This is a genomic window from Rhodococcus sp. K11/5 (genome assembly GCF_055193735.1).
Map to the genome: position 1 here is coordinate 339,127 of NZ_CM143721.1, position 18,453 is coordinate 357,579.

The 18,453-nt window shown below is 65.3% G+C and carries 25 protein-coding genes and 3 pseudogenes; 19 read left to right on the forward strand and 9 right to left on the reverse strand.

Annotation, left to right across the window (positions count from 1 at the left end; translation table 11 throughout):
* Positions 1-162: 162 nt before the first annotated feature.
* The 13 genes from ACY466_RS01635 to ACY466_RS01695 all read left to right on the forward strand — a co-directional run bounded on the left by ACY466_RS01635 (position 163) and on the right by ACY466_RS01695 (position 8,536).
* Complete coding sequence (locus ACY466_RS01635; protein ID WP_463249296.1) at positions 163-408, forward strand: DUF6011 domain-containing protein; 246 nt, start codon at positions 163-165, stop codon at positions 406-408.
* On the forward strand, positions 405-2,399 hold the full coding sequence (locus ACY466_RS01640) for an AAA family ATPase (RefSeq protein WP_463249299.1): 1,995 nt from the start codon (positions 405-407) through the stop codon (positions 2,397-2,399). Before ACY466_RS01635 ends, ACY466_RS01640 begins: the two co-directional genes overlap by 4 nt.
* Before the next feature lie 17 nt (positions 2,400-2,416).
* Entirely contained in the window at positions 2,417-2,701 is a 285-nt protein-coding gene (locus tag ACY466_RS01645) for a WhiB family transcriptional regulator (protein ID WP_463249301.1), read from the forward strand.
* Entirely contained in the window at positions 2,698-3,144 is a 447-nt protein-coding gene (locus ACY466_RS01650; protein WP_463249302.1) for a helix-turn-helix domain-containing protein, read from the forward strand. The genes ACY466_RS01645 and ACY466_RS01650 overlap by 4 nt, the downstream gene beginning before the upstream one ends.
* Positions 3,119-3,814, forward strand: a complete 696-nt coding sequence (locus ACY466_RS01655) for a hypothetical protein (RefSeq protein WP_463249304.1) — start codon at positions 3,119-3,121, stop codon at positions 3,812-3,814. Before ACY466_RS01650 ends, ACY466_RS01655 begins: the two co-directional genes overlap by 26 nt.
* A 377-nt stretch (positions 3,815-4,191) precedes the next feature.
* Positions 4,192-4,527, forward strand: coding sequence for a terminase (locus ACY466_RS01660; protein ID WP_463249305.1), 336 nt, complete (start codon positions 4,192-4,194; stop codon positions 4,525-4,527).
* A 332-nt stretch (positions 4,528-4,859) separates the two neighbouring features.
* Positions 4,860-5,132 (forward strand): hypothetical protein, encoded by a 273-nt coding sequence (locus ACY466_RS01665; protein WP_463249308.1) that lies wholly within the window; start codon positions 4,860-4,862, stop codon positions 5,130-5,132.
* 93 nt (positions 5,133-5,225) lie between these two features.
* Positions 5,226-5,750: a hypothetical protein gene (locus ACY466_RS01670; protein ID WP_463249310.1), complete on the forward strand. Its 525-nt coding sequence runs from the start codon at positions 5,226-5,228 to the stop codon at positions 5,748-5,750.
* Positions 5,751-5,937: 187 nt separating this feature from the next.
* The gene (locus ACY466_RS01675) at positions 5,938-6,612 is read left to right on the forward strand and encodes a DUF3800 domain-containing protein (protein ID WP_463249313.1); all 675 of its coding nucleotides are present in this window, start codon (positions 5,938-5,940) and stop codon (positions 6,610-6,612) included.
* A gap of 308 nt (positions 6,613-6,920) precedes the next feature.
* Positions 6,921-7,169, forward strand: coding sequence for a hypothetical protein (locus tag ACY466_RS01680; protein WP_463249315.1), 249 nt, complete (start codon positions 6,921-6,923; stop codon positions 7,167-7,169).
* Positions 7,170-7,503: 334 nt separating this feature from the next.
* A complete protein-coding gene (locus ACY466_RS01685; protein WP_463249317.1) occupies positions 7,504-7,770 on the forward strand; it encodes a hypothetical protein in 267 nt (88 codons plus the stop codon).
* On the forward strand, positions 7,770-8,273 hold the full coding sequence (locus ACY466_RS01690) for a hypothetical protein (RefSeq protein WP_463249319.1): 504 nt from the start codon (positions 7,770-7,772) through the stop codon (positions 8,271-8,273). The genes ACY466_RS01685 and ACY466_RS01690 overlap by 1 nt, the downstream gene beginning before the upstream one ends.
* Positions 8,274-8,338: 65 nt before the next feature.
* The gene (locus tag ACY466_RS01695) at positions 8,339-8,536 is read left to right on the forward strand and encodes a hypothetical protein (protein WP_463249320.1); all 198 of its coding nucleotides are present in this window, start codon (positions 8,339-8,341) and stop codon (positions 8,534-8,536) included.
* 23 nt (positions 8,537-8,559) lie between these two features.
* On the opposite strand, the gene ACY466_RS01700 is transcribed toward ACY466_RS01695, so the two are convergent.
* Complete coding sequence (locus ACY466_RS01700; RefSeq protein ID WP_463249322.1) at positions 8,560-8,814, reverse strand: hypothetical protein; 255 nt, start codon at positions 8,812-8,814, stop codon at positions 8,560-8,562.
* 39 nt (positions 8,815-8,853) lie between these two features.
* Between ACY466_RS01700 and ACY466_RS01705 the strand changes: the two genes are divergently transcribed.
* From ACY466_RS01705 to ACY466_RS01725, 5 genes are all read left to right on the forward strand, one after another.
* Positions 8,854-9,036, forward strand: coding sequence for a helix-turn-helix domain-containing protein (locus tag ACY466_RS01705; protein ID WP_463249324.1), 183 nt, complete (start codon positions 8,854-8,856; stop codon positions 9,034-9,036).
* Between the two features lie 691 nt (positions 9,037-9,727).
* Entirely contained in the window at positions 9,728-10,276 is a 549-nt protein-coding gene (locus ACY466_RS01710) for a TraG/TraD/VirD4 family protein (protein ID WP_463249326.1), read from the forward strand.
* A gap of 33 nt (positions 10,277-10,309) precedes the next feature.
* Positions 10,310-10,552, forward strand: coding sequence for a hypothetical protein (locus ACY466_RS01715; RefSeq protein WP_463249327.1), 243 nt, complete (start codon positions 10,310-10,312; stop codon positions 10,550-10,552).
* Complete coding sequence (locus ACY466_RS01720) at positions 10,549-11,061, forward strand: DUF4913 domain-containing protein (protein WP_463249329.1); 513 nt, start codon at positions 10,549-10,551, stop codon at positions 11,059-11,061. Before ACY466_RS01715 ends, ACY466_RS01720 begins: the two co-directional genes overlap by 4 nt.
* 53 nt (positions 11,062-11,114) lie before the next feature.
* Positions 11,115-11,873: a hypothetical protein gene (locus tag ACY466_RS01725; protein WP_463249331.1), complete on the forward strand. Its 759-nt coding sequence runs from the start codon at positions 11,115-11,117 to the stop codon at positions 11,871-11,873.
* A gap of 185 nt (positions 11,874-12,058) precedes the next feature.
* Here ACY466_RS01725 and ACY466_RS01730 read toward each other — a convergent pair whose 3' ends face one another.
* On the reverse strand, positions 12,059-12,358 hold the full coding sequence (locus tag ACY466_RS01730; RefSeq protein ID WP_463249333.1) for a zinc-binding dehydrogenase: 300 nt from the start codon (positions 12,356-12,358) through the stop codon (positions 12,059-12,061).
* Here ACY466_RS01730 and ACY466_RS01735 point away from each other — a divergent pair.
* Complete coding sequence (locus tag ACY466_RS01735; RefSeq protein ID WP_463249334.1) at positions 12,245-12,928, forward strand: maleylpyruvate isomerase family mycothiol-dependent enzyme; 684 nt, start codon at positions 12,245-12,247, stop codon at positions 12,926-12,928. The two genes, ACY466_RS01730 and ACY466_RS01735, sit on opposite strands and share 114 nt — an antisense overlap.
* A gap of 68 nt (positions 12,929-12,996) precedes the next feature.
* Here the strand turns inward: ACY466_RS01735 and ACY466_RS01740 are convergent.
* From ACY466_RS01740 to catA, 7 genes and pseudogenes are all read right to left on the reverse strand, one after another.
* A pseudogene (locus ACY466_RS01740) lies at positions 12,997-13,533 on the reverse strand (IS3 family transposase); the annotation flags it as partial.
* 22 nt (positions 13,534-13,555) lie between these two features.
* A complete protein-coding gene (locus ACY466_RS01745; protein ID WP_463249337.1) occupies positions 13,556-14,788 on the reverse strand; it encodes an IS110 family RNA-guided transposase in 1,233 nt (410 codons plus the stop codon).
* Between the two features lie 283 nt (positions 14,789-15,071).
* Positions 15,072-15,835, reverse strand: a pseudogene (locus ACY466_RS01750) (transposase family protein); the annotation flags it as partial.
* Positions 15,836-15,960: 125 nt separating this feature from the next.
* Positions 15,961-16,080 (reverse strand): annotated as a pseudogene (locus ACY466_RS01755) (aldehyde dehydrogenase family protein); the annotation flags it as partial.
* Between the two features lie 322 nt (positions 16,081-16,402).
* The gene (pcaD, locus tag ACY466_RS01760) at positions 16,403-17,185 is read right to left on the reverse strand and encodes a 3-oxoadipate enol-lactonase (RefSeq protein WP_463249338.1); all 783 of its coding nucleotides are present in this window, start codon (positions 17,183-17,185) and stop codon (positions 16,403-16,405) included.
* Between the two features lie 82 nt (positions 17,186-17,267).
* Positions 17,268-17,552, reverse strand: a complete 285-nt coding sequence (locus tag ACY466_RS01765; RefSeq protein ID WP_463249340.1) for a muconolactone Delta-isomerase — start codon at positions 17,550-17,552, stop codon at positions 17,268-17,270.
* 5 nt (positions 17,553-17,557) lie between these two features.
* Positions 17,558-18,424, reverse strand: coding sequence for a catechol 1,2-dioxygenase (gene catA / locus ACY466_RS01770; protein ID WP_463249342.1), 867 nt, complete (start codon positions 18,422-18,424; stop codon positions 17,558-17,560).
* Between the last annotated feature and the right edge of the window lie 29 nt (positions 18,425-18,453).

The following is an 18,453-nucleotide window of genomic DNA, read 5'->3' on the forward strand; positions in this document are numbered from 1 at the left end:
ACACATTTCTGACAGCCGCTGGAGCCGTCACCTACTGCCGGAGAAGTTCCATCACAACAACTGAATAGCACCGTCAAAAAGCTGCCGAGCCCAATTTGACGAACGCCGGGGTCGGAACACCCGCCCAGGGGAATCCGACCCCGGCACAACACGAGGACCATCATGACCTCTGATTCTGAGTTTACGCCCGCCCCAACGAGTTACGAAGTTCTGCTCGACGACTACCTGGAATTGCACCGCGACCACGCCGACAAGATCCTGATGGCGGCGCTCGTGGGTGGGCACTTCCGCCTTGCAGTGCAATGCACACGTTGCGGAACCTGGCTCGTCGCACCGTCGTCCGTCCGCCGCCATCTTGGGCCGGTCTGCGCTCGCCACGCCGCCTCCGAAGAAGCAGGTGCCGCATGACCACCACCGCGTACACCCGCATCATCGAGGCGCTGAACGACACCGGCGCCACCATGACCAACGGTGGGCACGGACGCATCTCCGCGACCTGCCCGGCGCACCCCGATCGAACGCCGTCGCTGTCCGTCACCGACGGTGAGACCCGCGTACTCGTGCACTGCCACGCGCACTGCGACACCACCGACGTACTCGCCGCCCTGAACCTCACGATGCGCGACCTCTATGACCACGACGACGTCGACTACAAATACGCCGACGGCAGGATCAAGCGCCGCAGCACCGTCAAGAAGGCGTTCACGCAGCCGGGTAACAATTCCGGCCGTGCCCTGTACCGCGCCGATCGTCTCGACGCCGCCGACGTGGTGTACCTCTGCGAAGGAGAAGAAGACGTGCACGCCGCAGAGATTCTCGGTGTCGTCGCCGCGTGCACACCGTCCACATCGGGGGCCGAGAAGTTCGACTACACGCCGCTGTTCGGCAAGCGCGTGATCGTGGTCCAGGACAAGGACACCGCGGGCCGCAAGCACGGTGCACTGCAGGTGTCGATCCTCGCCGATCACGCCGACGTCGCCCTCGTCGAACCCAAGCACGGCAAGGACTTGTCCGACCATGTTGCTGCCGGCGGCACGATGGTCGACCTCATACCGATCCGCACCCGGCCGCGAGAGCTTCGCATCACCCGCGGCTCCGACGTCGTCACCCGGCGGGTCGATTGGGTGATTCAGGACTGGATCCCGGCCGGATCGCTCACCCTCCTCGCCGGACGTGAAGGGCTCGGAAAGTCCACGATCGCTGCGTCGATCTGCGCTCAGGTCACCACCGGAACCACCGACGGCAAGCTCGCCGGTACGCCGCGCACCGTGTTGTACGTCCATACCGAGGATGCCCGTGAGTTCACGGTGGCGCCGAGGCTCCGAGCGGCGGGGGCGGACATGGACCGGGTGCTGTTCGTGGACGTGCAGACCGACACCACCGACGACGGAACTCTGATTCTCCCGCTCGACACCCCCGCGCTGGAGAAGGTGATCGCGGACAACGATGTGGCGGTGGTGGTGCTCGACGCCGCCACGTCGAGCATGTCCTCGGAACTCAGCGGAAAGGACGACCGCGCCGTCCGGCAGTACCTCGAGCCCCTCTCGCAGCTCGCCGGCCGACGGGACTGCGTCGTTCTCGGTATTTGTCATTTCGGGAAGCGGGACGGGGCCGACACCGGCAAACTCATCCTCGGTTCGATTGCGTGGTCTCAGGTCGCTCGGTCGGTGCTGTCCGTCGCGCAGGACGACGAGACCGGGCACCTGATCGTCACGAACACAAAGGGGAATCTCGCACCGCGGGTGCGGTCGATGGAGGCGTCGATCGAGTCGACCACCATCGCGGCCGAGGACGGTGACGCCGAGATCGGTGTGCTCCGCTGGCATGGGGAATCCACCCGAGACGCTCGCGAACTGCTGAGTGGGCCCGACGACGCAGCGGACGCCGACGACCGCACCGAGGCCGAGGCATGGTTGGCCGATTACCTCACCGAGCACGGCAAGCCCGAAGCGCGGCAGGTGAAGGACGCAGCCCGCAAGGCCCGGATCTCCGAACCCACGGTCAAGCGGGCGGCGAAGAAACTGGGCGTGATCTACACCTATGAGGGGTTCCCGCGGATGTCGATCTGGTCCCTGCCGGAGACCACGGTGCAGTCGGCTCAGTCGGATCACACGCCGCCTTCACGTGAGCCAGCTGAGCCAGCTGAGCCAACTGGGCTTGACCTGGGGAAACTCCGTGAGCCAACTGGGGCGAAATCACAGTCGGCTCACGCCCGTGAGAGTGAGCCGACTGTGCAAAACAAGGTCTCCAACGTCATTCCGATCGACCGCTCCCAGGCCACTGAACCCCGCTCGTGCGCGCTGTGTGACAAGCCGATGCCGGAAGCCAGCAGGGGCCGCGTCCACATCGACTGCGCGGTCGAGAAGTCGAAGCGTGTCGCTCGGGGGGACGCGTCGTGAAGCGGGGACCGCGGCCGATGCAGCATGTGGATCTTGGTATCGACGGGCTGCTGTTGAACGTCTTGAGCGGCTTGCCTCGCCTGGACGGCGCCCTCTGCATCGGCCGCGCCGACCTCTTCGACCCGAAGGCGGAGCACGAAGATCGTCCGACGGTGGCCGAGCGTCACGACCGTGCCCGAGCCATGTGCGCCGGGTGTCCCGCCTTCACCGCGTGCGACGAGTGGGCAGCCGATCAACCACTCGACGGTGGCGTGCTCGCCGGCCGAGTCAGGCGCCCCGGCAACCGACGCGAGACAGCATGACCCAGCGCCCCGCGACCTCACTGGAAACTCGTATCACCGAACGCATCACCGCCGACGGCTCCGTCGTCATCCCCCCACGCATCGCGGCTTGGTTGGAGAAGAACTCCCGCATGACCGCTGATCGGCGAATGCGACTGCGTGACATCGACCCCGACGCGTACGTGGCGCTCACCGCACTGCACCTTGCAGCGCTGCGTTCCGAGAGCGGAACGAATGATGCTGCACCGCAACCCAACAGGGCAGAATCGAACCTGTGGGTGAGCACCCGCACCGCCGCCGACACACTCGGAGTGACCGACCGCTGCATCCGGAAGTGGTGCACCGCCGGCAGGTTGCACTCCCGGCAGGTCGGCGCCCGCTGGCTCGTCGACCCGGTCAGCATCACCCTCGAACACAACACCCGTAGGAGCCCGCACCATGACACTCGAAGCACTCCATACTGAGGTCGCCGCCTACCGGGAACAGGCAGGCGAACTCGCCGAGGAGTTCACCCGCACCGCCGCCCAGGTGACGGGTGACCGCAACCTCACGGCCGTCGGCCAGCGCGAGCAGCTCGAACCGCTGCACGCCGATGTCACCGAGAAGATCAGGGCCCTGCACGCCCGCGAGAAGGCCGCGGTGAAGGGGATGAAAGAGAACCTCGAACGCCGCGTGTTCGGCCTCTCACCATCTGCCAGCACCGACCCCGCCCGCCTCGTGTCCTACCGAGACGCCGCTTCCCGAGCCCGCGAACTCGACAACGGTGACGACGCCACGGAGCTCTACGAATCGGCCAAGCGATCAGGCGACTCCATCCTCGCCACCGCGGTGATGGAGCGTGCGCTGGTTCGAGGATGGGCCGGCGTGACCGACGACTTCCTCGACCGCAACCCCGCGGCACGCGATGACCTCGATGACCTCGGTGCACTCGCCCGATACAGCGACAACACCCTCGCCGCGACGATCCACTACGTACCCCCGAGCCTGAACCTCAAGCACTCCGCAGGCTTCCCGAAGCTCGGCGGGAAGACTGCGCACGCACCGGCCCCCGAGGCGAAACCCTTGCCATCGTGGATGACCGACACCGGCGACCAGACACGCAGCATGCAGTTCCTCCTCGGACAGCAGGACTGACCACAAGGTCACCGATGACGACACACACGAATCCGAACAACCAGCGGCGTCGGCGTGACACCCGACCACCTTTCCGGGCCGAAGGACTCCAAGAAAGCGTCACGCACCACGGCGCCCAGACAATCCTGCGCCGACGCCGCACCAACCCCGGATGTCACGATAAGCGGAAAGCGGCCCTCAGCAGCCCTGTACCTGCACCGCAGTCCCACGAACCACCCCACCCGACAGCACGCACCCCACGGTGCAACACAGCGCCCGCACGACGGGGCAGGGGGAGGGACCCGGCAGCACCCCTCCACCGGCCCCTCGTAGGCATACGCGAGGGTGTGCCGGTTCGATCCCGAAAAAATCGACCTATGCGACCAGTGGAGGCATGAATGGCTAAGCGACCCATGCAGCCCACCCCGAAAGGCTTGGGGGAGTCGGGGGCGTCCCTGTGGCGGTCGACGGCGGATGCGTTCGAGCTGGAGGCGCACGAGCTGGCGACGCTGCGTGAGGTGTGCCGGACCGCGGATGCGATCGACGCCTTGCAGGCGGTGGTGGACCGCGACGGCGTGCTGAACGAGTCGCCCCAGGGTGTGCGGGCGCATCCGGCGTTGGTGGAGTTGCGGCAGCAGCGGCTTGCGTTCACGAAGCTGGTTGCAGCTCTCTCGATCCCGGCCGATGCGGTTCCGACCCCGGCGAAGTACGGCATCAAGGGAGCCGTGTCGTGAGGCGGCGCGTCGCGACCGGTGTGATGCCGGCGGACCTGGTTGTGTTCGACGGTCACGGATACCGGACGGAAGCGGCGTGGCGGTCGGCGTGGGCGGTGTTCCTCGCGGCCCGTGCGGCGTGGTCGAGTGAGCACGATGGTGCGGTGTTGCCGACGCCGAAGGTGCACGGGCATTGCCCGTTCGATCCGTCGCGGTTCCGGAAGTCGACGACGAACGCCCGAACTACGAGAGCCGCACCGAAGTCACCGAGCTCGCCGGTCTGACCGACTGCTCCCCACCGCTGTGCGCTCACGCTCTGGCGTCATGGCGTGGTGTGTTGCACCATGTCTGCCATGTCTGATCCCAGCGCTCACGACTTCACGCCCCGCCGCTACACCACCAGCCCGGTCGACGCTGTCCGGCTCGACACCTCGAACACGGGTGCAGTCGTCGAATGGCTCAAGGGGTTCGGCCACACCGCATCGAGTGGCATCGACGGGGCCGTGTCGATCGGCCGCAACACCGCGGGTCCCGGCGAGTGGATCGTGCTCACCGAGGGCGGTCACGCCTTGATGATCGATGACGAGTTGTTCCGGCAGATTTACGTCCCGACCCCGATGGAGTGACCGGTCACCGGGCGATGGCCGGTTCGGGGCACACCCTGCGGTCGTCGCTGCGGTTCCGGACCGATTGTCACGGTCTACCGTTATCTTCGATCAATGAAACTTGATAACGATCGCTACCAAGAACTGTCGCGGCCTATCGCGGGCATGTACAACGGTTACCCACCTGCGGTGGTGGTCTTAGGGCTTGCTGCCCTAGTCGGTGACGACGTAGTCCTCGCCACCACCAGTGAACGAGGCACGGACGACTCCACATCGACATGGCGCGTCGCCGCTGTCACCGAGAGTGGCGTGGCATACCTCGAAGCGGTCCAGGACGGGAACGGTCAATGGGAGGGCGGCAACAGCAACGAGGAGCGGGGCAAGTTGCGGAGCGTGACGGGCTGGCTCAAGCCCATCAGCACAGTCCAGTCCGTTGGGCTGCAGCACCTGCAGCCCAACGCTCGTCAGTTCTCAGCAGCCACCGACGCGAAGGTCTGGTACGGGCTGACATTCGAGGACGGTACCGAGATCATCCTCCCGCTGTTCGGAACGGAGGCCCACAGTCGTGAGCACGAGTCCGCCGAGGCCGTAGTCGGTGCCCTTCGCAGGCTACTGAACACGCACCAGTCCCGGAGCTAGGGGAATCGAAGTCGAGCACCCGGCCCGGTCGACGTACCTCACCTCGGCCGGCCACCGGATCGCTAGGGCCAAGCCTGGCGTCTAAGCATTTTGGTTGGATATTCACGCGGACACGCGAGCCACGTAGAGTTCGTCGCGCCATGAATGAAGCCAACTATTCCGCACGTCCCCCTCTAGGGCGTGTCTCGTGACAATTCCTCCCAAACCAAAGAAGCGCACGCTGTACGTCTTCATGGATGAATCTGGTGACATGACGTTCGCTTCCAAGGGAACTCAGTACTTCCTTGTCACTGCGGTGTACACCAGTGATCCGTGCGAGTCCGCACAGAAGATGCAGGCGCTGAAGTACGAACTCCTCGCGGCCGGTAGCGAAGACCTTGAGTTTCACGCGACTCAGAACAGCTACGGCACGCGCCAACGCGTCCTGGAGTGCATCGCGGACATGACCAACATCAGGGCTCACACCCTCTTTATCGACAAGGGTTACACGCATCCGTCCAAGCAGGATGCCGTGCAACTGTTCACCATCTTCGGCACGGCCATGGGTAAGTGGCTTGCGAGTGTGGTCGCACACGACTACGACCAGGTCATCATGATCTTCGACTCGGTGCTGACGGGGAAACAACAGGGCGCTTTCAAGGCTGCAGTAAAGCCAAAGTTAAAAGAGATGAAGGTACCCTTCAGGCTGCTGTTTCACCCGGTCAAGAGCGACCTGAATGGTCAGATTGCCGACTACTACTCGTGGATCGCGTTCCGCGCACTTGAGAGCAAGGACATGGCGCCGGCGAGAAAGCTCAACGACACCACGTGGACGAAGTTCAATCTTTTCCGCACGGGCCACACGGTGTACTGGGCGAAATGACCACCCCGCCTACCCGAAGGAAAGCCCAGGGGCTCTTGTCGGCGGGGTGGAACGTTTGACCCAAGGTTACTACAGCACGTAGCGCGCGGGTAGCCCTGGGAGGCACGTTCAGTTGAGTTGAGCTTTTAGGCAGGATTAGCTCGCTGAGCGGGGTTTTCGAAACCGGATCGTCTAAGTCGTCGGATCGGCTGTCAGAGCGGGTGGAGACGCGGCGCCAACCCTATCGTTGCGCAGCGGAGCCGGTGTGTACCGATCCTGGCCTGCGATCTCACCAGCGTACGTCGGACCCTCCGAGTAGCTTGCTGCTCATGGACAGGAACGAAGATGACGCACAATACGAATCCAGCGCAGCGCAGCTTGCTGATGGTCAGACCGAGGCCATCCTCGCAACAGCGCGTCGGACCAAGGCGCAGGCGTTAGCCGAGGGCAACCACGAGGTCGCAGCGCAGGCACAGAAGGTGATGGACGACCTGCAGACCGCGCACGATTGGGCCCGTGTGGCGCATGACAGCCACAGTGGCGCGAGGCGACATCTGCGCGATGTCGAAGGAAACTGAGGCTGCGCCCACCCGATTCGGTTTTGTCACGAGCTCGGAGCGGGTCTATCCAGTCCAGGTTGATACCCCAGCGGCGTAATTGCCGAGCGACTACGAGCTGAATTCCGCACGGCGCTCGTCATCGCCAGGCTGCTGACGCCGGCAAGTTGGCTGAGCAGCCGAGCATTGTCAGCGTGACGACGAGGCGCCGGCGATGTCGAACCCGGCTCGGAAGGCCGCGCAGGCGAGGTGGCGCAAACACGGTGCGAGCTGACCGGCGTGATTCGTCGACCACCCCCTCGGGCACGAGTCGACGGTCTGGCATCTCGCCGACAGGTATTGCACCATGGCGGCCATGTCTGACTCCCAGAACGCCCACGACTTCACCCCTCGCCGCTACGCCCTGCGGGGGCATTGGGTCCGTGATCCCGGTACCCCCTGGGGGTATTATCGAGGCATGGAGACCAGGGAACCGGAGTTCGATCACGACACGGGAACGCTCACCATCACCGGACCCGTCCCGCCTGACTTCACGATGACGGTGCACGGTTACGACGGGTCGGTGCGGACCGTGGCCGCCGACGAGATCAACGCCGAGTTCGCTCACGCCTGGGGGCTGTGATGGCTGTGTACGCAGCGGGGCAGCCGCTCAAGCGCGTGATGGTCGGTACGGGCGCCACCGCTGTCGCCGCGAGCCGCATCGTGGTCGGCACCGGCGCTGCCGCGGTGGACGTGTGGACCTCCAAGGCTGGCGGTTCGTACTCGCTTACCGCGAGCCTGCCGCTGGTGAACACCTTCCGGGCGTTCGTCATCGCCGCGATCGAGGCCGATGCATCACCGGCAGACTCGGCGGGCGTCGTCACGTTGCCCGCCGGTTCCTACACCGCCCGCATCGCTGTGAGATCAGGCGGTAGTGACTGGAGAAGTGACTACTGGCTCGGCATGCGAGTGAACGGTGTAGACACTGAAGGGGCGAGCCAGCCGCCATCGGTCGGCGTCATGATCGAGACGTACGCATTCACGCTCGCGGCGCAGGGTACGTTCGCGTTCTTAGCCCGCTCCACGACCGGCGCTCGAACGCTGCACAACACGGCGGACTGGTCGGCAACGATCGTCCGCACGTGACGGTCAGGTGCCGACGTCGAGCCGAACCTGTTGTCGCACTTGTTCAGCCGGGAAAGTCACGGGGTGTGACACCCGCCCCCGGTGACTTCGTGGGCATGTCCATCGTCCCCGGCAGCGGGTCGGCCGTGCAGATCAAGATCTGGGTCGGCAACAACGCCATCGCCACGTGGGATGGCACCACGGGTTACGCAGGCCTGTTCTGCGGCTTCGTTTCCAACCGGAACTCCGGCGCCTTCACCGACTGGAACGCCGGCGTGATGTGACCGCCCTGCAACCGCCCCTGGCCTCAGCCCTTCTGCCACGGATCGGGCTCCGGGCCTTCGTCCCACCCTTCGCCCAGTAGCGCGGTGATTCGGTCGTCGAGGTCGGGGGCCTTGTCGCGGTGCCCGTAGCGGATCGTCTCGACCTCGGCCGCGAGGTCCTGTAACTCTTGCGGTCCCGCCGAGAACTCGCCCGTCTCGTACTTCTCGGCCGCGGCCAGCCGCCGGCGCTTCGCCCGCAGCATCTTCTCGGCCCGTCCGTACCGCTCCGAATGCCTCACCCCCGCGACGGTAGCCACCTCTACCGACAAGATGTGTCCATGGAGCCCACACGCCTGTACAGCCGCACCGATGCCGCCGAACGACTCTGCCTGTCGGTCACGAAGCTCGACCTGCTGATCAAGGCGGGGGAGATCCGCCCAGTCCGTGTGGGCGTTCGGGTGTTGGTGTCGGATGCGGAGATCGCCCGGTTCATCACGGCCGCCGAGCAGGCGGGCGGCTGATACCCCTCGGGGGTACTCACTGAGCGAGTACGGATGCGAACTCCGTGCAGGATTGAATCTGGGTCCGACCCTGTAGTCGATAAACGAAGATCTTCGTTTATCGCGCAACAGTCAGGTTGTCGACGCCGACGAGCTGCCCACCAGCGAATTTGCTGGCGCCAACAACATGGTCAAGGGCAGTTGTGGTGGAAGTCGCCACGACTGATGGGACACCCTTGTCGGCACCAGCAAGTCATGACCTCACTGCGGCTGAGGGCACGGAAAGGGAACGGAAACCCGTGCGATTGTCGCTAACCAGACGGAACAGATCACAGCGACAACGGTCCTGACCTGGAGTGCATGGAACAGTGAACATGGTGTGCACTGACCATCACGTTGGCCCGTAATGAAAAGGTCAAGAGTTCGATTCTCTTAGGCGGCTCCACAACGTACGCTGACCAGCGGTTATGCGATTCGCATGACCGCTTTTTCAGTTCTGGGTGTGCCCGAATGAAGTGCCGCAGGTCCGTGGAGTACACGGCGGCACCGCTCTGACCAGCAAGTATTCGGAACCGACCTTTTCATCCAGACTGTAAAGGTCCCCGGTCCCGGTGGCTCTGACCAGGGCTTTCAGTCTCGATGACACGACGGTGACACGACCCGTAACGCGACCCGTTGGAGGTGCGGACGTGCGCGGACTCACCGTGGTCCGATGTGGCGGTGCACCGCTGCCGTGCCGGGCCGCATCCGTGCGACATTTCTCGAGGTGTTCGTCGCCGAGGACGCACCCACCTCGTTCTGCTTGTCGATGGAGGATTCCGCCAACGAGTGCGGCGCCCTGGTCGCCGCGTTGACCGTCGCCGTCACCGACGCCCTGGTGGACCGGGCCACCGCCACCCCCGCGCAGGGATCGCTGCCGGCAGGTCGGCTGCGGGTGCCGGCGACCTATGCCCTCGACGAGGCCGCCAATGTCGTCCGGTGGCGGCAGCTACCGAACCTGTACAGCCACTTCGGGTCCCGCGGCATCACCGTCACCACCATCCTTCAGTTCTGGTCCCAAGGGGAGGAGTGCTTCGGTCAGGGCGGGATGAAGAAACTGTGGGGCGCCTCGACGATTCGCGTCTACGGCGGCGGCGGCGGCTCCACCGACGACGGCCGGTTCCTCGGGAACACCTCCGCCGCCCTCGGTGATCACTGGGAGATGAGCCAGACCGTCTCCACCAACTCGACTGGTCGGTCGAGCTCGCAGCAGCGGCAGTAGATCCGCACCCTGCCTGCCGACGCTCTCGAGGCGATGCCGGCGGGGCGGGCGGTCCTGCGCGCCGCGAAATGCCCACCGGTGCTGATCGAGACGATGCCCTGGTACACCGGGCCGTTCGCAGGCGCCGTCGCCGACGCCCGGGTCCGCGCCGGCCAGGACCCCGCCGTGCATCTCGGCGCCGACGACCCGGATCCGGCGGACGCGACGTCGCTGCTTCCGTCCCGGACGAAGCATCCGGTCGCAGCGCCCCGGTCGGGAGCGGTGACCGTCTCGTGAGCGACGAGTTCGATCTCGACGCCGACATGGACAGCGCCTGTCCGGGTGATGCATCACCCACCGATGATCGGGACGAGCTGCGAGACAGTCACACCGACGACGACAAGGCGGGCGGGGCGGGGGAGCGGGCCGATTCCGCGGCTCGGGGCCCGTACTACCCGAACGCGTACCGCTTCTTCGCCGACTTCCTCGCCCCCGCGTACCGGCGCAAGACCATCGACCACCCGGCGATGCGGTGGTGCCCGAGCTGGTTCCTGCACCCCGAAGCCCGCGCCCGCGTCGACGCCCTGTGGCGGGCATGGGAGTACCTGCGGCTGGATCCGGCTACCGGGATGAGCGTGTGGTGGAAGGACCACGCCGATCACCACATGTCGAGACTGCTGTCCTCGGACGGCACCTTCAAGGACTGCACCCCCGAACATCGGCAGGTTCACCCACTGCCGAGCATCGCCATCCCCGCCGAGCTGCTGGCGCTCCACACTGCTGATTCACCCGTGTCCCCTGCCTGACGGCACCTTCACCTCCCAGAGACACCCGTAACCCCCTGAACCGAGGAGCCTTCATGGCCGACGACGAACACGAACAGCTCTCCCGCCAGACCGGCATGGTCCTGCGCACCGCCGTCCAGGTCGCGATGCAGGTCGCCGAAGCTCTCGCCCGACGCCGCGAGCAAACCCTGCGCACCGCGGCCGCCGCATCGGAGGCACGCTCACGAGCCCTGGCCGGGCGGCTGAACGCCGAACAACGCTCGGCAGAGGCGTTCCTGCGCCGCACCGGTGACCGGCAGTGGTGGGCCACCGCCGACGATGCGCAGATCATCGACGCCGCCCGCGTCGCGCACACCTGGAAGGACACCTCCCCGCTCGCCCACCGGGCAGCGTCCACCATCGAGGAACGGCTGCGCACCGACAAGGGCATCGACCTCACCGCGCTGCGCGACACCGTGAACACCGCAGTCGTCGCAGCCGCCGTCGAACGAGAACTCGCGGACCATGCAGAACACGAGCGCAGCCCCGTAAGGAGAAGCGACCACGCCCGCCCAGATCCAGACGGGGTAAGGGCACGCAGTGCGATCTCGGCGCAGCGCAACCCGCTGCCAGGAATCGAATGGGATACCTTGCATCGCAGAGAACACGACGCAGCCGCACTTATCGCCGCCGGCCTCGATGCCGAAGCAGTCAACGCGCATATGCTGACCGACACCTCCAACGCCGAGATACTAGATGCCGCTTCGATACGCATACCAACAGCGGCGCCGACTGCGACACCCGGGAACCGTGGGCTAGGTCAAGATCTCAGCATCGACCGCGGCGGGCGGTAACGCAGGAGGCTCCGCCCTGCTTCCCAGAACACACGTCGGCCATTATTGCGAAATGCCGGGGCTGCAGTTTCATTCGATGATGGACCCAGTGATGCCAGCTCCGCGATTCGAGAGCCGCTCAACCACGAATTGGGGCAGTGCGTCCATCGTTTCGACGGTCGGCGCGGACGCAACGTCGATCGTGTTCACGCGAATCCTGCTCCCGCGCAGGTCGGTGGCGGCGAGGCCGGTGAGGGCGAGAAGCGAAGGCGGTGCGGCTTCGCCTGGAGGACGGTGGGAACGGCGGTGGTGTCGAGGGCATAGTTCAGGCCGGTGCCGCCGGTGATCTCGGCGATCCGCTCGACGACATCGTCGGTGCGGCCGTTAATGGTGTGGGTGGCGCCGAGTGTCCGAGCCAGTTCGAGGCGGGAATCGTGGAGGTCCACGGCGACGATGGTGGTGCAGCCGACGATCTCGGGTGGACCCGTCGCCATCTCGTCGCGCACGTCGGGTACAACGCCGCGGCCCTCTGTCGGCTGATGGACTGGGCGTCGAGCGGCACCGAGACTCCGATGTACGCATCGTCCGAGCATCGTGGTCGAGAGATCCAGGAGGGCGCGACCTCTCCCGCCGCCGCACTGCGAAACTTGTTCGACCACACCGTCGCTCGGCTGGATGAGAAGTGGCGGCACGCACCGTCCGCGGCGTGGAGTGCGCAGGTCCGGACGGCACAGGGCCGTGAGGTACCCGCGGCGGAGACAGCCTGGATGCGAGCGCGCGAGGTATGGATTCACACTGTCGACCTGGACAACGGCGGCCGGTTCGGAGCGTTTCCCGAGGTGGTCCTGGACACCTTGCTCACGGACATCGTGGGAATGTGGCGACGAAAGGACCAAGGTAGGGGCCTTACTATCGTCCCCGGCAACGAGGCTCCGATCGAGATACATCCAGGTGTTGGTCCAGCGACGACTGTAGTCAGCGGCACGAAAGCGGGCGTCGTACGGTGGTGCGCGGGGCGGGGAAAACTCGGGGTCACCATGACAGGAACGCCCGCGACCGCCCCAACGTGGCTCTGACGCCATTCCGAATGGTAACCACCGAACTCCCGCAACCACCACTCATATCGACCCACTCAGACCCTGAATCACCCTAGGTTCTGTGCCGCCTCCAATTGGGGCTGATCCTCGGTGGTGAGGCCAGAGTAGTGCAGTGTCTCGTACTCGATCGGGGGCATGTAGCCGATGCTCGAATGCAACCGTGTGTTGTTGTACCAATCGACCCACCCGGCCGTCGCGAACTCGACTTCGGAGGCCGTCCGGTAAGGGCCGGAATGGAAGATCGTCGTGCGGATGCACTCGGTCTTGTAGAGCCCGTTCGCCGACTCGATGAGGGCGTTGTCGTAGGCGTCCCCGACGGACCCGATGGATGCGGCGATGTCCTCGAGTGCCAATCTCTCCGTCAGCGTCACCGACGTGTACTGGCTCCCGGCGTCCGAATGATGTATCAGCTCAGCAGCTTTCACCGGATGACCTTCCCGCCGGCGTTGCCACAACGCCATCCTCAGCGGCACCGTCACCAGCTCCACCGACTTCGACGTCGAGGCGTGCCAGGCGATGATGCGGCGGGAGAAGACGTCGACGATGAACACCACGTACACCCACCCTGCCCACGATCTGACATAGACATCCCACGCCAGTCAGATGTCAAGCAGCGGTCCTGTCCGCGGCTGAGATGGGTGGGATTTGCGGTGCCCAGGCTCGCTCGTCGTCCCAGAGTTCGTTGTGTTGCAGGCACCACCACAATCGCCCGAGGAGTTTGTTGGCGAGATTGCGTAGGGCGGCGTTGTGATGCTCTCCCAGGGCTCGACGTTTGTCGTAGTGCGCCCGTGCACCGGGAGACTTCGTCAGGCTGGAGAACGCCCACCAATGGCAGGCGTCGCCGAGGCGCTTGTTTCTGACCTTGCGAGCTTTGACGTAATGCGATCGCCCTGATGCTCGGGTGATGGGTGCGGTGCCGGCGAACGCGCGTAACCCGGCGGGGGTGGTGAACCGTGTTGGATCGTCGCCGATTTCGGCGAGGATCCGGCCACCGAGGACGGTGCCCAGGCCGGGTGCGGAATGGAGGATCGGCGCCATCGGATGGGATTCGAACGCGGCGCCCAGTTCGTGTTCGAGTTGCGCGACCGAGGTGTGCATGGCTGCGATAATGCGTAGCAGGCCGGTGACGGCATGACCGAGCGCCGCCTCCACCTCCGGTGGTTGCGCCAGGGCTGGTGCTTTGAGGTCGGTGAGGATCTGCTCGACCAGCTTCTCGTCGTTGCGTCGACCGGCGCGGTGCAGCAGCGCCACCAGCTTGCGTTTTGTCAGAGCCCGGCCTGCGGTCGGAGTGGGAACCGCCGCGAGCACAACCAACGCTGCCTTGTGTTTCTGATTGGGAAATGCCTGCAGTGCAGCAGGATAGAATTCGAGGAACACCGACCGGAGTCGGCTCAGCGTCTGGTTCAGTGCCCACAACGCTTCCTGGTGCTGACGCGCCAACGCTTTCACTGCCCGTGCGTGTTCGGTGGTGGCCGGCAAGGTGCGGTGCGCATCGCGGTCGGTGCGCAGGATGTTCGCGAGGATCGCGGCGTCGCCGGGGTCGGACTTGCCGCCGGCCTGCCCGTACCGTTCTCGGTAGCGGGCCACGGCGCGTGGATTGATGGGGTAGACGGTGAATCCGGCATCGGCGAGGGCGACGACGATGAGGTTCTTGTCCGTTTCGATCGCTATCGGGGTGTCGGCGGCGGTGCCGCCGTGCTCGGCTATCAGGGCGAGCAGTTCGACGAATCCGGCTGCGCCGGTCTCGATCCTGGACCTCGCGATGACCGTTCCGTCGGTGTTCATCAGTGCTACGTCGTGGTGGATCTCGGCCCAGTCGATGCCGACCGTCAGTGCCATGGCGCGTCCTTTCGGTGGTGGTGTTCCTCCTGTCGGTGAGCTCGAGGTGGTGCGGCGACCTAATGGCAGCGCTCGCGGCGCGGCATCTCACAAGCCGATCACGTACCTCGAACGACTGGCAGGGCCACCGTCTACGGTCAGACCTTCGGTGCGGTCCGTGTCATCTGCGGTAGTGATCACCGACCAGCAGCTCACCACCTCAGACTGCGCCCGGGTCGGTGAAATCTCAGTGACCACCTGCCAGTCGTGTTTCGTGTCGCAATCGGTGCCGACCACCCCATTACGTGAAGTCAGTAACCCATACGCGGTTGGGTTCGTCCGCACGGAACTGCCGGTTCAGCAGATCCCCGGCCCGGTTGCCGTCGGCGGACGGGATCGTGGTCCTGATTCCCTTGGCGCGCCGGATTCCGTTGTGCTGCAGCGTCCTCATAGCTCGATCGACGGCCCCGTAGGACACACCCGGAGCGACCACACGGTCGAGGTGAGCGCGCATCTTCACCCGCCCGTACAGCCCTTCCGGCGTCATCCGCCGCCGTCCGTCGTCGTCGGTTCTCCACACCACGTCCCGTACCGCGTCGACGACCACGGCGTCGGAGACCGTTCGCGCCGCCGGCCGGCGCGTCCTCCACGCCCGGTAGGTTCTCGCGGCGATCGCCACGCCCTGCTCACGCAGGACCCGGCAGATCGACTCGACCGCGAAACCGTTGGAGCGCAACGAATCTATGAATCCAATGATCATCGGTTGCGGGGGTCGAGTTCCCCCGCGAAGAAAGTCGTCGCCGCTTTGAGGATGGCGACGTCCTCGCGCAGCTGCTTGTTCTCGGCTCTGAGCTTCTTGATTTCCGCGGACTCTTCGGTGGTGGTGCCGGTCCGTGTTCCGCCGTCGACCTGAGCTTGCACCGCCCACCGGCGCACCGTCTCGTGACCGACACCGACCTGCTTCGCTATCGCCGCTGCCGCCGCGGTCAGCGACGGGTACTCCTGGCCGTGGGTCTCCAACAACCTCAGGGCCCGCGCACGGACCTCCGGATCGATCTTCTTGGGCATGGCGTGCATCCTTCCAAACTCAGAAGGAAGCGGCACGATACCTAGGGCGATTCACCCTGCCGACCGCAGGAGGGGCGTCGGCCACATTTCGCCTTCGGCCCACCGCTGAGGTCGGGCCCTGGGATGGCGTCGACGATGAGCGCGTCCTTGCCGCCGCCCTCGACCACGATCGGCGTGAGCGTCTCCGCGCACACCGCCATGACCTTCTTCGCCGTCGCGGTGGACCCGTTGAAGGCGAGCTTGTCCGAGGCCGGTGGCGTTTTTTCCTGTACTGCGGAGGTTCGCTTTTCACGCAGATTGGACGCGGCGTCAGGGCCGTCTCTGGCACCCGTCCCTGCTGCGCCGGACTTGTTGCATGACAATCCTGACGGACGAGTTCCACCGGATTCCGGGTTGAAGGCAGTTGCTGTACGAGACTTGCGCGGCGGTTTCGGTCTCGCACGAGGCCAAATGATAGAGCGTAGCCCAGGTGGCCAGACCGAACGGGCGACCGTCGACCCCGTTCGCCAGCATGGCATCAGACCATGATGCCATGCGGCGCAGCGGCCTCTATCACCACCAGAGAATCTATCCGGCAGTCGGTTTGACGCAGATATGGTCCACGAGTAATCGGGACACGGCCTCACTCTGCTCAATGTTGGCGACGTGCGCCGCTGGGGAGAGAACCTCCACTTTGGCGCCCGGTATGCCGGTGACAAGTCTCGACATCACCACCGGCGGCGTGGCTGAATCTTGTTCGCCGGCGACTATCAGCGTCGGTGCGGTGATAAATGCGAGGTCGGGGTGTGAATCCCACTGGGCGAGTGCCTCGCAACATGCCGCGTAGCCCTCATCGGTGACGCGGTCGATCATTCGGAGTGCGCGCCGAACGACGTCCGGTTCTCGCTGTGCCAGTTCGGGGGTAAACCACCGCGCCACAATGGAGTCGGCGATGGACGAGAGGCCGTCGCGGCGGACCGCGGCTGCCCGTGCGGTCCATTTCGCTGGGTCACCGAACTGCGCAGCAGTACAGAGGAGTGTCAGCGTGGCGACGCGCTGGGGACGGTGAATGGCGAGCCATTGCGCTATCGCGCCGCCCAACGACAAACCGACGACGTGAGGCCGTAGCACACCCAATGTGTCCAGAAGAGCGGTAACGTCGTTGCCCAGTTCAGAGATGGTGTAGGGGCCTGCTGGGGTCGGGCTGCCGCCGTGGCCACGTACGTCGACGGGGATGACGGTGGCGACTGTAGCGAGGGCGGCGATCTGAGGGTTCCACATCGAGCGGTCAGAACCGAGGGAACCAAGCAAGATCACGGTGTCGGAATCCTCTGGTCCCTCGATCACGTTGTGAGCAAGCGCGACGGGCATACGGTTCCTTGGTTGATCGAAAGGACCAACACCAGCTCGCGGGCGAGAACCGCACACGCTGCGGGCGGGGCGAGTCGGCTTGTCAACTGTTGACAACGTCAGACCGGTGGTGGGCGAGGGGGGTCACGTCGATGCTCATGAACGGGAACAGCGGCAGATTCCACAGGATCTCGTGGAGCCTCTCGTTGTCGCGCACGTCGAAGACGCTGAGGTTGGAGTATTGCCCCACCAGTCGCCAGATGTGCACCCATTCGCCGCCGCGTTGCAGTTCCTGCGAGTACGCCTTCTCCCTCGCGAGCGTGTCCGTGCGGACATCGGGATCGAGGTCGAGCGGGATGTCGACCTGCATGGTGACTGCGAACAGCATGGCGCTCAGGCCTTCTTCGCCGCGGTCGTCGAGTCGAGGACGAAGTCGTAGGTCACTTCCTGGCCGCCGTCGACATCGTGGGGATCGAGAATCAGTTCGGGCTTGACGGCGTCGGCGACGTCGTCGTCGTTGTGCGCATCGCCGGGGAAGTAGAGCTGGGTGGTGATCTGCTGGTGTCCCGACGCGGCGACCTTGAGGTGCAGGTGTGCGGGGCGCCACGGGTGCCAGCCGGCAGCAGAGATGAGTTTGCCGCAGGCACCGTCGGTGGGAATCTGGTACGGGGCAGGCTTCATCGTGCGGATGCGGAAGTGTCCGTCCGCATCCGAGGTGACGGTGCCGCGCAGATTCCACTCGGGGATGCCGGGTGCGAACTGGGAGTAGAAGCCATCGGAGTCGGCGTGCCAGATCTCGATGACCGCGCCGCCGAGGCCCTGCCCCGCGGTGTCGGTGACCTGTCCCTGGAACAGCAGCGGGGTGCCCTGCTCACCCTCACGGGTGGGGAGGGTCGCGTCGTGGCCGAGCTCGGGGGCGGCGGGGACGTAGTACGGGCCCTCGATGGTGCCCTTGCTGCCCTCGCGGGTCTCGCTCGCGACCTCCTCGACGACGTGCTCGACCCACACGTCGAGGAAGAGCGGCCATTCACCGTCCTGGCCGACGTTGATGAGCCACGCCTTGAGGGCGTTGTACTCGTCGTAGGTCACGCCGTGTTCGCGGATGGTGTCGTGGACGGCGTTCAGGACCTGACGGGCGAGGGTGCTGACGCGTTCGGGCGACGTCGATGCCGCGAACTGCTTGTCCGAGGTGAAGCGCTGTGTGGCAGTGGATCCGGATGCGGCAGCGGTGGCGGTCTCGGGTGCGTGATCGATACTCACGGGTGGTTCTCCTTCTGAGATGTGGTGCG

Bases quoted from the DNA above. Each gene is read 5' to 3' on its own strand.
- ACY466_RS01715 (WP_463249327.1), top strand. From the start codon at position 10,310: ATGCCGGCGGGGCGGGCGGTCCTGCGCGCCGCGAAATGCCCACCGGTG.
- ACY466_RS01660 (WP_463249305.1), top strand. From the start codon at position 4,192: ATGGCTAAGCGACCCATGCAGCCCACCCCGAAAGGCTTGGGGGAGTCG.
- ACY466_RS01705 (WP_463249324.1), top strand. From the start codon at position 8,854: ATGGAGCCCACACGCCTGTACAGCCGCACCGATGCCGCCGAACGACTC.
- ACY466_RS01745 (WP_463249337.1), bottom strand. From the start codon at position 14,788: ATGGCACTGACGGTCGGCATCGACTGGGCCGAGATCCACCACGACGTA.
- ACY466_RS01635 (WP_463249296.1), top strand. From the start codon at position 163: ATGACCTCTGATTCTGAGTTTACGCCCGCCCCAACGAGTTACGAAGTT.
- ACY466_RS01725 (WP_463249331.1), top strand. From the start codon at position 11,115: ATGGCCGACGACGAACACGAACAGCTCTCCCGCCAGACCGGCATGGTC.
- ACY466_RS01765 (WP_463249340.1), bottom strand. From the start codon at position 17,552: ATGCTGTTCGCAGTCACCATGCAGGTCGACATCCCGCTCGACCTCGAT.
- ACY466_RS01655 (WP_463249304.1), top strand. From the start codon at position 3,119: ATGACACTCGAAGCACTCCATACTGAGGTCGCCGCCTACCGGGAACAG.
- ACY466_RS01680 (WP_463249315.1), top strand. From the start codon at position 6,921: ATGGACAGGAACGAAGATGACGCACAATACGAATCCAGCGCAGCGCAG.
- ACY466_RS01685 (WP_463249317.1), top strand. From the start codon at position 7,504: ATGTCTGACTCCCAGAACGCCCACGACTTCACCCCTCGCCGCTACGCC.
- ACY466_RS01690 (WP_463249319.1), top strand. From the start codon at position 7,770: ATGGCTGTGTACGCAGCGGGGCAGCCGCTCAAGCGCGTGATGGTCGGT.
- pcaD (WP_463249338.1), bottom strand. From the start codon at position 17,185: ATGCCCGTCGCGCTTGCTCACAACGTGATCGAGGGACCAGAGGATTCC.
- ACY466_RS01710 (WP_463249326.1), top strand. From the start codon at position 9,728: ATGTGGCGGTGCACCGCTGCCGTGCCGGGCCGCATCCGTGCGACATTT.
- ACY466_RS01670 (WP_463249310.1), top strand. From the start codon at position 5,226: ATGAAACTTGATAACGATCGCTACCAAGAACTGTCGCGGCCTATCGCG.
- ACY466_RS01665 (WP_463249308.1), top strand. From the start codon at position 4,860: ATGTCTGATCCCAGCGCTCACGACTTCACGCCCCGCCGCTACACCACC.
- ACY466_RS01640 (WP_463249299.1), top strand. From the start codon at position 405: ATGACCACCACCGCGTACACCCGCATCATCGAGGCGCTGAACGACACC.
- ACY466_RS01650 (WP_463249302.1), top strand. From the start codon at position 2,698: ATGACCCAGCGCCCCGCGACCTCACTGGAAACTCGTATCACCGAACGC.
- ACY466_RS01645 (WP_463249301.1), top strand. From the start codon at position 2,417: ATGCAGCATGTGGATCTTGGTATCGACGGGCTGCTGTTGAACGTCTTG.